The organism is Herbaspirillum sp. GW822-FHT03A08 (assembly GCF_058801885.1).
Genome location: NZ_JBXANR010000001.1, coordinates 1,045,160 through 1,059,056, shown reverse-complemented (window position 1 = coordinate 1,059,056; position 13,897 = coordinate 1,045,160). Strand labels below are relative to the sequence as shown.

Here is a 13,897-nt window from a genome sequence, read left to right as displayed (position 1 = left end):
ATAAGCGCCTACCGATAGCTGTACCGATTCAACTGTGGTGCATCGAGAATCAGGTCGGAGACAAGGGTAAGTGGGTCAAGCCCATCTGCCTTGGCTCGTACCCATGCAAGCCAGTCCAAGTGCTCGGCCGTTAAATTTCCTTTTTGCAGCTCTTGCTGCTCGAATGCATCTGCAAATGCACGTAGTTTTTTTGCACGTTCCCAGTTTGTAGCGGACGCCTCTAGGTTCCTGAGGCGCTCAAGTTCTTCCTCTCGTCGTTTTGTGATGAGCTCGAATTTTTCCTTGGCGCGTTGATGTTCTAGTTGGCGCCGCTTGAGCTCTTGTTCGTTCGCATATTTATCTCGGGCGACCAATACAATCCCGAGCGCCAAGTCCGGTATTCGTTGCTCGAGCCGTGCTCGCGGAGTATCTTTCCAGGTCTTTGTTGGCCAGCGCCCAACTTCTAGCGTCAATATTCCAGAGGGCGTGAAATCGTAGTATGGAATATTGGGCGGCTTTGCATAAATGTTCGTGCGCACTTGGGCCGAGTATTTTTCGCGGGCCTTCTGTTCTTCGGGGGTTACTTCGTGCACAGTTCGCTTTACGCTCTCTTTGAGCAGAAACTCCACATCAACGCCGTTCTCCTTACAGCGCATCAGCGTCTTTCCGTCATTAGAATCGACTCTGACTTCGAAGCCTAATCTCTCCACCGCAGACAACAGCGCATCGCTAAGAAGCAGCGCACGGTTGAGTGCGGACTCCGTAACACTAATATTCAAAACCTCTCTTGGCGCTGACCGAACTCCACGTTCGCTCCAGCCTGTCTTCTGGTTTAATCTTTTTTTTGCAGCGAGAACTAGAAGATGGGATAGTTTCTGGGGTAACTCAGCCAACACGATTTTGCCTACCATTTCGCGCGGTTGGCTAGCCACCTCATTGACCAATTTCAAAGAAACGATACTTTCGTCTGCATCTTCGCAATAGATGCCTTTTCCAGCATCTAAATTTACAGTGCCAATCTTTTTTTGCATGTGAGTTTCTGTCCGATAGGAAAGGTGCATTTTCTCTGCAAATTACCCCTTCGAGAATCAAAATCGGTTTTTCCAGCTATTTCCGAAATATATAGCTTGCGCTCCTAGTTTAGGCGCGACTTTTCAGCGGAATTTACCTCCTGAGATGTAAGTCTAAAAGTGCATCTTCGTACGCGCCGCCAATCGCTCCGCGGTCACGTTGCGCTCCTCGTGTTTCATCCCTTCTTTGATTTCGGACTTGAAGTGGCCACCGCAGATGTAGGCATCGTACTCTAGTCCACAAATTGAGGCATACGGATTTCTTGCCTCTTCACTTGCAATTGATTTCTAGGTTAGTTGTAAATTTGTAATTGATTTTGCATTTGTGATATCGAGGGCTGACAGAACCATGGAATAGTAATGAAAGTGGGTTTGATTCAATATTCTATGAAAACCATCTTTTTGCATCAGAAAATTTGACCGTATGGCAAATATTTCAAGAAATATTGCACATTTTTGGCTAAAAATAATTACGCAAAATCCCGTAGAACGGTAAAGTTCAATTAAGTTGTAATCTCGACATTGGGCGTCGACGTGGGGACGTTGATGCAAATTCGCAAGGGGACCTTCGCTAATGACAGTGCATGTTGATGAGCATCAACCTGGTAAGCATTTCGAAAACTTATTGGGGCGTCGAAATGTTGACGCAAGGATAAAAAAATGTAGTGTCCACGAGGAGGGCTTGCCTACCGTCTCAGCGCATTTCTTATATCCCGCCTTCAAAGCGGGAAAGCCTTCCGTCTTGGAGCTGGTAAAAATGCTCATGAGGGAAATTACGGGATTTTGCGCGACGAAGCAACAGCGTCGTAGGGCCAAAGAGAAGGACGGGCTTAGTACGTACGATGCTCGCGAGACAGAAGACTTGGCTGACTGGGCAAAAGCTCTGTTCATCAAAGCCAAGGAGTCGAGTAGTCGCTCAGGGGAGGGGGGCGAACTCCTGCTTTACGTTTTCATTGAGCATTATCTGAAAGCGCCGTTAGTGTTGTCGAAGATGCGTCTTAAGACATCTCCTTCTATGCCGGTCCATGGGGCCGACGGCGTTCATGCGATGTGGGATAAAGACGGCGAGCGACTAACTATGTTTTTCGGAGAGTCTAAAATCCACGAGACTTTCGCAGGTGCGATGTCAGACGCAGCTGAATCTATAGGTTGGCTCGCCAAGAATACAAACGGGCGAATGGACAATGAGCTTCAACTCACTACTGGAAATATCGATTTGGATGGTTTCCCCGAAGAGCTGCGAGAGTACCTTCTACGTTTTCTTCATCCCTATGATACCGACGAAGGAAACCGCCGTAGCGACAGATTTGCAATTCTGATTGGCTATGACTATGTCGCCTACACAAAATTAGCAAAAAAGAGTCCAGAAGAAGCGGAAGAGTATTTCAAAGAGCTTTATCGTAAAAGCCTGAGTCAGAAGCTACGTACGGCACAATCTCACTTGGAAAAGCACGAGATTTCATTGGCTTCCGTCGATTTATTTTTCCTTCCTATGCCAGATGTACAGTCGTTCCGTGATGAATTTAATAGAGAGCTTCATGGGTAACTTCAATCTACAGTTGGCTCAGCGTGTAGCGAGCAACCAGCAATTTCAGATTGCCTACGAGATTCTGCAAAAGGAAAGTCTAGCGTCTCTTTCGGGGCGCAGTCCCAGCATTGACAACGGGGAGAGGAATAAACTGTTGCGCTCTGCTCTCATTCTGGCGCAGTCTGGAAGCAAGGAATATTCGACATTGTCTCAAGATATCGTATATGCCCTCGCAACGCTGCCCTTGGAGAGTAGTCAACGAGCCGTATGCGAACATATCTTGGCGATGTTGGGAAATTTTCCTGCGAGCGATTTCCTAAAAGGGAATGATGTTGCGCATAACAAGTTGCCTTGGAATCTCCAGCTTAGTGAGCAGGTGCGGAGAGACGAGAATTATGTCACGGTCCTCGGCAAAGACATTTTGCTGACTGACTTCCAGGCCGATGTATGGGATGAACTCAAACAGCAACAATTTCTGAGCATCGCGGCGCCCACATCCGCCGGCAAGTCTTTCCTGATTCAACTCTACTTGAAAGCAAAGCTTGATAAGTCGGACCGGTTGTTGGACATCGCGTATGTTGTTCCGACGCGTTCGCTTATTCATGAGGTGCAGGCGTCCTTAACCAAGGCGTTCAAGGATTTCGAGAATGCTCCGGTAATAAGTAGTGTTCCACGTGCAGACGAAAGATTGGCGCCGACTCAGTCGCGCATATTTGTGTTCACCCAGGAGCGACTGAGAACCGCTATGGACGAGACCGAGTTGGAGTTAGATTGTCTGATAGTGGACGAGGCACAGCAGATTGCAGATGGCTCGCGCGGCATGCTCTTACTATCGTGTCTCGAAGATGTAAATTCCCGCGCACCCGATGCACAAATTCTATTCATCACTCCAGGCTCCCGAAGCGGCGCTTCTATTGGCGCGCTTATGGGATTGGGTGAGCTCCCGTCTGTAGAGACTACACTGCGTCCAGTTCGACAGAATTTAATCTATGTGAATTTCAAGAGCGCTAAAAAAAAGCAGCATCTCCAGCTAACATTGCATCGCGAAAACCAAGAGCCCTTAGCCTTGGAGACAATCGAATTGGAGGGGGCGCCGGTTTCAAACGCCGGCGCGCGCTTTCTGACAGCAGTGATGAATCTAGGAGATGAGGGACAGAATCTTGTCTATGCATCCGGAAAGGCTGCCGCCGAAAGTATGGCGGAGGCAATAGCAGCAGCCTTAAATCGCCAAGGCGATGTTACTAAGCCGACCGACGCTCTCATTGAGCTCTCAGAGTTTGTTAAAAAACACGTTCATCCTCAATATGCACTTGTGGAGTCTATCAAGTCAGGTGTTGCTTATCACTACGGCAGTATGCCAACCACACTCACGAAGGCAATTGAAGAATATTTTTCCAACGGTGCTCTTAAATATTTGGTTTGCACATCGACTTTGCTGCAAGGAGTAAATCTACCTGCGCGAAACATCTTCATTCGCAATCCCAAGAAAGGAATGGGCAAGCCAATGGGGCCAGACGACTTCTGGAACTTGGCTGGGCGAGCGGGAAGACTGTCTAAGGACACCCATGGGAATGTGTTCCTGATTGAATACAAGAAATGGGATAGACAGCCAGTTGAAGAGCCAAGGCAGAAGGAGGTCACACCGTCTTTGAGTAAAGCTTTTACTACCTCGCACATAGAAGTAATCGAGTTCATACGCGACGAAGACCATGTTTCGGGTGTCAAAGATACTAACTTCGCAGAGAGCGTATTTGCACGGCTATTCATCGACGCAAAAGAAGGTCTGATGGAGCAGACGATTGAACGTGCCACCATGGGGATTGCATTGGAAAGCGCCGATGCAATAAGTGGTGCAATCAGAGAGCATCTGAGCAAAGTCACCCTGCCCCCTGAATTATTGAAGCGGAATGCATCTGTATCGCCTCTGCGACAGCAGGCAATGTTTGACGTTTTGTTAGCTGCGGTGAAAAAAGCGAGAACACGTCAGCTTGTGCCTCTTCATCCGCTGCAGTCTGGCGACGTCAAAGAACGTCTCGAGTTCATCATGGACTTGATTCACCGCCATTTGGAAGGCAAGGAAACTAATCAACAGAATTACTTTGGCTGGTTCGCATTAAGTTGGATGCGCGGGCAATCTTTAAGGGACATGATTGAAAAACAAATTCAATATGAGCGCAGAAAGGCAGAGAACGACGGGGTCGAGGAGCCGGAGCCGGGGAAAACAATTATCAAGGTGCTGGATGATGTGGAGACTAAACTGAGGTTTCACTACGTGCGCTACATAGGTTGCTACATTGACCTACTGAAGTATGCCGTCGAACTTGTGTCTCCAGACCGTGATTTTGACGTGCCAGCCATTCCGCTATTTTTGGAGCTCGGTGCATGCAGTGGAACGATGATTGGATGTATGGAGTTAGGACTATCTCGGATTGCGGCAAGGGAGCTAACAGACCTGCTCGGTAAAAATGACCTGGATGCTGTTGCGATTAAACAAAGGCTCAAAAATCTAAAGGGCGCGAGCTTAAGGTTGTCTCCCATTATCATTAGCGAGATTAAGCGAATCGGCTTAGAAACTGCTACTTTTTAGTGTGAGCGGGCGTATCGATATTTCCCGAAGGCCCGGCTTGGTAGACTTATGTCTGCTTTCATAGAATCACTCTGGCAATCATGTCGCCACCTGCTTGATGTCCTAAACATCATTTATCGAGCTACAATTTAATCGGGCTGTTGCAAGAGCATTTTGGAGAGGGCATAGTCGGCGGCGAGGGCCTTCACCTTGTCGGACAACGGATTCAACCGATGGTGCTCCGAACCGGTCGAAAGACTAGCTAACGAGAGGTTGCGGCTAACCCGTCCTTTTTATGACTATGTGATGGACTACTTAAAAAAAACCGACCAGCAGGTCGGCTTCAGTAATCTCGTTACTTCACAATTCCCCTATCACCAAAGCCCAAAGGCTCTATCTCCAAGGTAACCAATCTTTCTAAATGCGACTGCTTGCAGCGGAATGAATCCAAAGCTGTCTGTAACCAAGCACCATCCATACGCTCGAGCCATGTCATTCCTACGGCATCGCAGTCCTTAAGCGTTGCGTAATAGGCGTTCAAGTGCTCAGATGAGCGAGGATTTAGCATTACATCAACTGAGATTTCGTCGTGACCAATATCTCTAATCTTGACCCAAGCAATATCTCCGGTAGATAGGGGGAAATCAAAAGTGTAAGAATCGTCTTTGTCATGCGAAGGCCAACGATTGTCCCCGGGGCGAAGAGAAAACAGTCTGCGCTGCAGCGCTTCGTTGACTGCAGCGACCATGAGATTTCTCCAAGCCTTATCTCGCTTGGACTTGTACTCGATGTCAAATGAGCGCAAACATATTGTTTCGCGCATTTCAGGAACATCGTCTACTTCAAAGTAAAAGCCACTTTCGATTGCGTATCCCAGTGCATTGAGACGCTCGGTCAGTCGCTCTTCGTCAATGAAGAAAAACATCGGGTCACGACCTTGTACTTTAATTTCTTGAAGCAAGGCGGCATTCGTATTGAAGCCGAACGCATAAGCTAGGGCTTCCGAGAGATGAGCGGATTTGCACTCATCAAACCATTTGGTCAGGTCAGTTTTTACGGCCTTCACGGCCTGAGTAGTGAGTGGGATGCTCGGCATAGATACCTCAATCAGAATACGGCCGGCGTTCGTCGATTACGCACCGACCTCGGATTGAAGGTCAGAATATTCAGAAATGCTTCGCCTGTTTAACTCGACGACAAGTTTGGTCCAGGCAACCTGAGTGGAAGATTAGTCACTCACAATGTCGGTGTCAAGTAGCTTTGAGAGGTAATTCCGTCGCACGCCATATGGTTATCCCCCGCCTGTGGGGATAAGCCTGTGGATAACCCCACTGACGAGTTCTAAGGGGCTGTTGGGAGTTGACTCGAGCCTATATTGCTAAACTTTTAGGCAGAACATTTAGGCGAATTTCTTTTGATATGTATCGAAACGGCGCCCGCGATATCGGTATGGAACGTTCGTCCTAGAAGTCGCGCGCGGTTACCCAAACATTCTGCTAAGACATCTCAAAAAATGTAAAGCTATTTTCAAAAAGTTCATGCTTATGGTTTACATTAGAACTGTAGTTCGCCAATAACAAATATCAGATAGGGGAATTAACATGCGTAGACGGGCTTTCCTTACCGCCTTATCCGTAGGTTTAACCGCAGCTATGGCTTCCCGTGCTACGGTTATTCTTGGGCCTATATCAAAGGCTTTTGTAGCTAATCCTCAACACATTGCGCAGACGTGCCCCAATTGGTGCTGGGCTGCATCTGCAGCCATGATTTTTGCTGCGGGCGGTCACCCCATCAACCAGATGAATATCGTTCAAGCTACATATGGCAGTTTGGTATGTGCGACTGCGAATACGTTTAGCATCACTCAAGTGTTAAGCAAGCCCTGGGTCGATGCAAATGGCAAGTATTTTAGCCCTATCATTACTTCAGGGTATGACGCATTTGCTGGTGTTTTGCATATCAACAACGACTTCATTATTCAGGAGCTCACGAGCAATCGTCCCATCCTTTATTGCAACAAATCACATGCGATGGTCCTTGTTTCAGTTGATTTCGTTTCCACGCCAATGGGGCCAAAAATCCTCAGCGCAGGTGTACTCGACCCTTGGCCGCAAAGCCCGATATATCATCAGCTAACTCCTCAAGAATTATTTCCGGTGCATCAAGGCGGACAGATGACTTATTTAGCAAGCGTTATGGTTTGACCCATGGAGCAGGGTTACCAACATGGTTGACTTGCTAGCCCCTAGCCCCTTCCGCGAATGAAGCTAGTATGATTAGGAGAACGTGCTCACATGTTCTCGACCAAGTAGCTCAAGATATCCTTGGTACGTTGATATCCCGCCATCGTCAGTCGTCCCAGTCTTCTATGGTCGTCCGCCTCATCTTGACCAAGCGCTTATGGACAGGCTGGGCCCAAGAGAAGATTGAAGTAGAAAACCGATGTTTTTCGCCTAGGAACAATGCGCCGCACATGTACTTGACGCCCTGCCAGAAGGGCGGCTCGAAGTCCAGATGAAGCGGATACTCTGGCGGATATTTTCTACGCTCCATAAATGCCATAAATTTCAGCCCGATACTGAGAACTGTCAGCCCGAAACCGATACCGAAAGAGGTGACTAGCAACGCTGGAATATGGGGTTGGAATTTCAGTATTTCTTTCCAGTCATAAAGATAGTAGATGAGGCCCCCTGAGATGGGAGTGCCAATAATCATATTCGCCATCAAGAGAAGCATGAAAGCGGCGGCTAGCCGCTCTCCAATGCTGGCTTTCGAATAATGGTTGATGGTCAACGAATAATCGGGAGTGAAGAGCATCTGTCGTTCTTAAATTTTTAGCTGCCCTGCAAAGCGAAAATAATCGTAACCAATTTCCACATAAAAATGTTTTTCATATGGAAATTATAGAGAGTATTTTTAATAGACTGATGATTCTCTCTGGTAGGTGCGTGCATTGTCATTACTCGAGAAAAATGGCACATCTAAAGACTCAAACAGAAGGGAAATTCGAGGCGCTTTGGAAATGGATTTCATCTCAACCGGACCTCACCACTATTGACCTATCGAAAGTCCGTGAGAGAGCGGAAATGATGGGGCTACCGGTGCATTCCATCGTGATACAGAATGCAGGCACATTTCGTCATACACCGGCCATCGTGCTGTCTACAGGGGAACATACAGGTTGCTTTCCGCTTCATAAGATAGGAGCTGACCCCGAGTGGGCTACTAACCAGGAACATGCAAATCGTGAGGCCGCTCTATGGGAGAAGATGGAGTGGTTTTCTCCCCTGTGGGTGTCTCGAGGTGATATCGGGCCACTCTTGAAGGAGGCTTCGCACCGTAGCCGTGAGGACGCTCTTCGAAGCTTCGAATATCACATGTCGACTATCTATAACGTCCCTTTTCAGGCGGTTTGCATTGCGCAGCTTCTACCCAAGTCGCGCACGCTGTCAGAATTTGCGCCGTTAATTCGGGAAGCTTACCTTGGCTTTTATAGCGGAAGTCGGGCATCAAGCATTGCCGCGCTAATTCCAATTTTTGAAGGTGCCATTAAACGTATCGCCGGCGCCGGGGATGAGGCTAAAATACTGCACGAAATCGATAGGGTCGTGGACCGCGCTATTGCACTTGCTGCCAAAATTCATTTTTATGACCAATGGGTTCCTGGCCCTTACCTACAACTCGAATATTTGTTCAGCCAAGATGAGAGAGTTTTTATTTTTGAGACTTTCCGACGATGGTTGAAATCTTCGTTTTTCCAAGAGACCAAAAAGTATGACGGCCTAACTTGGTTGAACCGTCATCTCTTTGCTCATGGGATGTCGTCCAAATGGCAGGATGGAGCCAATTTTAGCCGGTTGGTCGTCGCGATTTCCACTCTTGGTGTAATCGAATCTTGGCACGACAATTCAAACCAGGTGTCACTATTCTTTCCATCTATGGATAAGGATGGTGAGCTTTTATGGCAGCAGGCCTTGTTGCGCGGTCATTTGCAGGCGACGTTGGCAGTACATGAAATCAAGAAATTCCATGAGGAGGGGCGCCTGGTCCCGGACTTGGCAACAGACGATGGCGTCACGCTTCGCGCAGCAATCTTAGCGGAAGACTGCATTAAGGATGTTGTCCGACCATTGAGAGATGCGGGATGGTCCGTGAACGTCGGGGAGCCTGATGAAAGGGCTCTGTATATCCTCGTTAGCGCAACGAGCGCTGAGGAAAAACTCGATGTGGCGCTCCTGTATTGTTGCGCTAGCGACGATGAGCTTTACAAAGAACTTTCATCAAAGGTCGATGCCATTGTGTACCGCGGTCCACCCTATAAGCAGGAGCAATTCGCCCGCGGCATGAGTATTCACGTCGGACCTGCGGCGGGATGGAAGCCACCTCGACCAAATAGGGAGCCAAGGAAAATGCGTGGCCCACGAGAGATACTCAAAAATTTGCGCAAGACGACTGGACAGCTGCTAGTCAAGGCTTGTTCCATATTCAAAAAAACACAACCATGACGTGGTCTTTCGTATGAATGCCGGTATGACTTGCGAGTCCTCAGTTTCTTCAGGCATCGAGATAGGTCTATCGCCTTCGTTCCTTCTTGCGGATTTCTTTCAGTCGTATGGCCGCGCGCTCCACGGTCACCTTCTGTTCCTTGTGCTTCATGCTCTTCCACTCCTTGATTTCAGATTTGGAGCGGCCACACCCAGTGCAGACATCGTGCTTTAGATAACAAAATGAGACACAAGGGCTTTTAACTTCTTTACTCACCTTGGATTCCTGGATGTTTCGATTGAGATATCCACAGACATGCTAGCGGAAGATAGTTTTTCAATAGTAGTACCAGAGTTTGCACAAAAATTAAGTGATTTTGACTCAGGCAAGTGAGAGTAAAGTCGCAGAGGAGGCACGTCGAATTATCCATAAGCTTTTCCATTCAAAGCAAGGATAACCAGACCCTGATAGCTCATGTAAAGAGCTGAGCAAGACATATACTGGCTCTCTAAGAAGGTGAGGCGACAGTGGCTGGATTGTCGAAATTGGGCGGAGTGACGTTGGCAATTCCTATAATGATTAAAAAATATGCGCAATCCGGACTTTGCGCAAAATGGGGGAAATGTGTTATCGCGAATTTTTTCGTATGCACCAAAATTTTTGACAGGTGGTGTCGATGCTAAAGCTGACAAAGAGGCCACGTCCTGGGCGGCGCAGAACCACACGCGCAGCTTGTATCGTTACGGCTTCATTGGGAGACAGCTGGTACGGGGAACCGAGAAACCTGTTCTCTTCGCACTAGCTGTTGCAGCAGTTTGTGGCGCTGTAGCGGGTGGAGCTGCAGCGCTGGCATGTTTCTATCACTGGAAGATTCCAGCGCCGACGAAGGGAGATTTTGATGTGCCGGCATTTATGGGCGTTGCTTGGACCGTTCAGGCTACGCTGCTGGCTTTGGTCTACCCAATCGTGCTTGCTTTTATCGCCTTGCTGTTGCAGAGAAAAGTCCATGCGACTTCGCTACTCAGGGTCTATTTTCTGGAGTCGGGAATTGTTCCCGCTGGAGCTAGTTCAGTTGGCCTTCTGATAGTCATGGGGGCTACTTACTACCTGTCCCCTTATTACCCGCCCAATCTCTTGGGGAATCCGTTTGCGTTTGTCATACTTTTCCATGCGATATGGCTGATGTTGAATATCGGGCTGACGGGGATGTTTCTCGGCCTGACAATTCGCTTTATCCAAGACGGACAACAACGAAATGCTTATGTGAAGGCGGCCGTCGATATTGCGCTCCGTGCGGAACTAAAGATGGCGTTGAAGCAGCATCTTTTAATAAAGGCGGCCCAAGATGATTGGAGGCTGCCAGGGATAGAGTCCGATGATAAGGCGCTGCCTTACGTATTCAACTTTGCGATATCCAGAGAGCCTGTTTCGGTGTCAAAAAAGCTGAAGGGGAATTCCTCATTGGACGATGTTCAGCTTAATCTCCTCCGTTACGTTGCTAAGCGATGGCATAAACGGGCACTAGCGGTAACGACCAGAGACCCGCAACGCAGAGCAGCCCTTTTGTTTCCTGCGCAGTTTGGTGACGTCCGTTCGGATAGCGTGCCATTGTGTATCATCGAAAACGGCCCCGCGTTAAAGCGTCACGAGCGTTGGTTGGTAAGGTTGGCGTATTCATATCGTTCGTCGTCTCAGAGTGGAAATGGTCTTTCAACCAAGGCGATGCTTGAGGAGTTTGGTGCGGACGTTCTCTTGGCCGCAGAACAGAGACGTTTCGACGCAGCGGAGAGCGGCATGAGACAGCTAGTCAAACTGCACAAGACGCTTCTACACGCATGCGCTGTTGAAATCGAAGGCCAATATCTCAGTGCTGCCACCATTGGTATCGCACCTGGTTCATTCCGCAATGAGAGTTTTGACCAAACGTGGCTGCAACCATACAGAGATTTAAGCCGGGTAGCTGTGAGCTATCTGGACGAAGACGAACGTCTCTTCAGATTTTTGTCGTACGTTTCTGGAAGCATCGCGAGCGAAGTATCACCAACGCCAGAACAGCTATCCATTAATGCTCAGCTTGTTGGAACTCACCTGTTTTATCACCTGGAAAAATGGTGGAAAAAGAAAATTGACGCAGCATTTTCTTTTGATAAGGAAAAATTCGTTGGACTACTCCCGGCGCCAGAGCGGGCTACATATGACCGCGCGCTGCTTGCATTCATAAGTCATTGGGGGAATCTCCGAATTTATCTTCCTAAAGAAAGTGAGAAAACCGATGCACAGAAATGGAGCGAAATACGGGGTAGGGCACTTGTCTACGCTCGTCACATAGAAAACAGCGCGACATTGTTCGTGAAGGCGATTTCTCGGCAAGATGAGACTGCCGCTGACCGCTTGTTGGACAGCTTTCTGAAATGGTGGGGAACGCGCGAAACGCATTTCGAGGTCAGAAATCTGCTGCTTAATGTGCGGTTCGCGGGAGCCAACATCGAGCTTGCGACCAAATCGTGGGAGGAAATGATAGAGGCGTTCAGAGATGGCGATTCTTCAATATCGGTTGATTTCGCCTCATCAGCTATGAGTATTGGCTTGAAGCGTTATTGGGAGGACGTTCGGCTCTTCCTAATTGCTTATTTACTCGAAAGCGCAGGTAAATCGCCTCTCGCAGGATGTCGTGAGTTGCGATATGTATCTACTCTACTTACCAGAACTCCGCAGTTTCGCGGAGGGAATGTTGGCGCAAGTTCATTAAATCAGCTCGATGAAATACTGAACGGAATTCTACGAACCTCATTTGCGTCTGTTCGTAGGGGCTCCAGAATAGATGCGTTCGCGGAGGAGCTATCGCATCTCGAGTCTGATGTTGAGGTAACTAGCTGGACGTATATGCGGTCAGGTGTGCCGAGCACTTATGAATCGATGACGCATGCCCATGCTGTATTACTCGTTGCTGCAGCAAAGATAAAGAGAAATCTCTTTTCGTCTTGTAAGACGTTTATAGAGGGTTACTGGGATGATGTAGATAAGCTGGCAGATATGGAGAAGTTTCTCGACACGCTGCGTCGTAAGATATTGTCTTCATCCTTTGTTGAAAATACCCCGGCCGTCATGCAGCTTCAAAATCTGCTCAATACTGATTTGAGAGTCAGGACGGCGCGTAGGGTGATTTCGACCGCTCTAAAAAACCTGAAGAAAACAGCGTTACGCGAGCGGAGTTTGGCTCTGCAGTCCCTCCCTCTGGACGATGTACGGGTAAATCGTATGCGTCACCAGTGTTCTGAGATTCTTTTTGATACTTCATTGCTACCGTCGGTCGTTAAGAGCCTTACCTTCTCTACCAAGGTGAATGCAGTCGCTATTTCAAGTGAGGACCACTGCTCGCGGAGACCACTACAAGCCAGGATTGGCTATGACGATAATTCGGATATCGCAGAGCAGGCCGCTAATACCATTCGCCACGATGTGTTCAAAGACTTGTTTGCGAAATTGATTGGGGACGCGGCTCTTAAATCATTTGGCCTGGATTTGGAAAATTATGATGTCGGTTGCGTCGAGAGCAAAAATTTTCTAATAGCGGTCGACACTGAATGTCAGCGGTTTCGTTCTAGGGGCGATGTTCCTTTGATTCTTTGCGGCCAATCGGCCGAGTCCTATCTCCTAGATGAAAGTGCTTGGTGGATGGGAACTTGCCCATTGCCAGCAGGATTCTCATTGAAGAGATTGGAGGACCCAGCAAGAAAAGACTTGCGTGGAACCTTCAATGACGTAGAGATTTTTGACTTTCCAACCCCGAATGGTGCTTGTTATGTCGTCGCGTCGTCAATGGTGAGGGGAATCGTTGTACAGGGACGCGATGCTAGTAGCGCCCTGACGATGGAGCTATCGGAGGAAGATGTCAATTTGCTGAAGATGAAGTTTACGCTGGTCGTCGGCTTTTCTCAGCGATAGTCGTCTTAGCTAGTCTACATTTTACTTCGGTAGCTTTTAATCTGAACCTGCAAGGTTAATATACCCTGTGGCGTACGCTTTTCTGACGACCTCCTACTTAGAAGAATTTAAGGTCAACATGGCCCACATTTACACCGAGACCATTTCTCTATTAGAGACCACTAAAACCTAGGGTTGCACGGAAGTTAAATAACGTATAGTTTCTCAGGTTACGGGAAATAACTAAAAAACACATGTATCAAACCGCATTCGCAGTCTTCGGCGGTACAAGTTTGCAGAACCTCCTATGCATGAGTTCTTCAAATCCCTAGAATTCAAAAATGC

9 protein-coding genes are annotated in these 13,897 nt (G+C 48.1%); 5 read left to right on the top strand and 4 right to left on the bottom strand.

Going from position 1 to position 13,897, the window contains the following annotated elements:
• Window positions 1–8: 8 nt before the first annotated feature.
• Window positions 9–1,010 carry a hypothetical protein gene (locus AC1RN6_RS04800; RefSeq protein WP_493003411.1) on the bottom strand — a complete coding sequence of 334 codons (1,002 nt, stop codon included), beginning with the start codon at window positions 1,008–1,010 and terminating at the stop codon, window positions 9–11.
• A gap of 613 nt (window positions 1,011–1,623) precedes the next feature.
• Here AC1RN6_RS04800 and AC1RN6_RS04795 point away from each other — a divergent pair.
• Together AC1RN6_RS04795 and AC1RN6_RS04790 are read left to right on the top strand one after the other, a co-directional pair.
• Window positions 1,624–2,595, top strand: a complete 972-nt coding sequence (locus AC1RN6_RS04795; protein WP_493003409.1) for a HamA C-terminal domain-containing protein — start codon at window positions 1,624–1,626, stop codon at window positions 2,593–2,595.
• Window positions 2,588–5,164 carry a DEAD/DEAH box helicase gene (locus AC1RN6_RS04790; protein WP_493003407.1) on the top strand — a complete coding sequence of 859 codons (2,577 nt, stop codon included), beginning with the start codon at window positions 2,588–2,590 and terminating at the stop codon, window positions 5,162–5,164. Before AC1RN6_RS04795 ends, AC1RN6_RS04790 begins: the two co-directional genes overlap by 8 nt.
• A 334-nt stretch (window positions 5,165–5,498) precedes the next feature.
• Here the strand turns inward: AC1RN6_RS04790 and AC1RN6_RS04785 are convergent, their stop codons facing one another.
• On the bottom strand, window positions 5,499–6,239 hold the full coding sequence (locus AC1RN6_RS04785) for a hypothetical protein (RefSeq protein ID WP_493003405.1): 741 nt from the start codon (window positions 6,237–6,239) through the stop codon (window positions 5,499–5,501).
• A gap of 505 nt (window positions 6,240–6,744) precedes the next feature.
• On the opposite strand from AC1RN6_RS04785, the gene AC1RN6_RS04780 reads away from it, so the two are divergent.
• Window positions 6,745–7,347, top strand: coding sequence for a C39 family peptidase (locus tag AC1RN6_RS04780; RefSeq protein ID WP_493003404.1), 603 nt, complete (start codon window positions 6,745–6,747; stop codon window positions 7,345–7,347).
• A 145-nt stretch (window positions 7,348–7,492) separates the two neighbouring features.
• Here the strand turns inward: AC1RN6_RS04780 and AC1RN6_RS04775 are convergent, their stop codons facing one another.
• A complete protein-coding gene (locus tag AC1RN6_RS04775; protein WP_493003402.1) occupies window positions 7,493–7,960 on the bottom strand; it encodes a hypothetical protein in 468 nt (155 codons plus the stop codon).
• A gap of 155 nt (window positions 7,961–8,115) precedes the next feature.
• Here AC1RN6_RS04775 and AC1RN6_RS04770 point away from each other — a divergent pair, with 155 nt between their 5' ends.
• Window positions 8,116–9,648, top strand: coding sequence for a hypothetical protein (locus AC1RN6_RS04770; protein ID WP_493003401.1), 1,533 nt, complete (start codon window positions 8,116–8,118; stop codon window positions 9,646–9,648).
• 67 nt (window positions 9,649–9,715) lie between these two features.
• Here the strand turns inward: AC1RN6_RS04770 and AC1RN6_RS04765 are convergent, their stop codons facing one another.
• The gene (locus AC1RN6_RS04765) at window positions 9,716–9,904 is read right to left on the bottom strand and encodes a DUF1289 domain-containing protein (protein WP_493003399.1); all 189 of its coding nucleotides are present in this window, start codon (window positions 9,902–9,904) and stop codon (window positions 9,716–9,718) included.
• A gap of 312 nt (window positions 9,905–10,216) precedes the next feature.
• On the opposite strand from AC1RN6_RS04765, the gene AC1RN6_RS04760 reads away from it, so the two are divergent.
• Window positions 10,217–13,573 (top strand): hypothetical protein, encoded by a 3,357-nt coding sequence (locus tag AC1RN6_RS04760; protein WP_493003398.1) that lies wholly within the window; start codon window positions 10,217–10,219, stop codon window positions 13,571–13,573.
• The last annotated feature ends 324 nt before the right edge of the window (window positions 13,574–13,897 follow it).

What these genes read in the sequence shown, in the direction of transcription:
- AC1RN6_RS04800 (WP_493003411.1), bottom strand. Translation starts at nt 1,010, where the DNA reads ATGCAAAAAAAGATTGGCACTGTAAATTTAGATGCTGGAAAAGGCATC.
- AC1RN6_RS04795 (WP_493003409.1), top strand. Translation starts at nt 1,624, where the DNA reads ATGACAGTGCATGTTGATGAGCATCAACCTGGTAAGCATTTCGAAAAC.
- AC1RN6_RS04775 (WP_493003402.1), bottom strand. Translation starts at nt 7,960, where the DNA reads ATGCTCTTCACTCCCGATTATTCGTTGACCATCAACCATTATTCGAAA.
- AC1RN6_RS04790 (WP_493003407.1), top strand. Translation starts at nt 2,588, where the DNA reads ATGGGTAACTTCAATCTACAGTTGGCTCAGCGTGTAGCGAGCAACCAG.
- AC1RN6_RS04760 (WP_493003398.1), top strand. Translation starts at nt 10,217, where the DNA reads ATGCGCAATCCGGACTTTGCGCAAAATGGGGGAAATGTGTTATCGCGA.
- AC1RN6_RS04785 (WP_493003405.1), bottom strand. Translation starts at nt 6,239, where the DNA reads ATGCCGAGCATCCCACTCACTACTCAGGCCGTGAAGGCCGTAAAAACT.
- AC1RN6_RS04770 (WP_493003401.1), top strand. Translation starts at nt 8,116, where the DNA reads ATGGCACATCTAAAGACTCAAACAGAAGGGAAATTCGAGGCGCTTTGG.
- AC1RN6_RS04780 (WP_493003404.1), top strand. Translation starts at nt 6,745, where the DNA reads ATGCGTAGACGGGCTTTCCTTACCGCCTTATCCGTAGGTTTAACCGCA.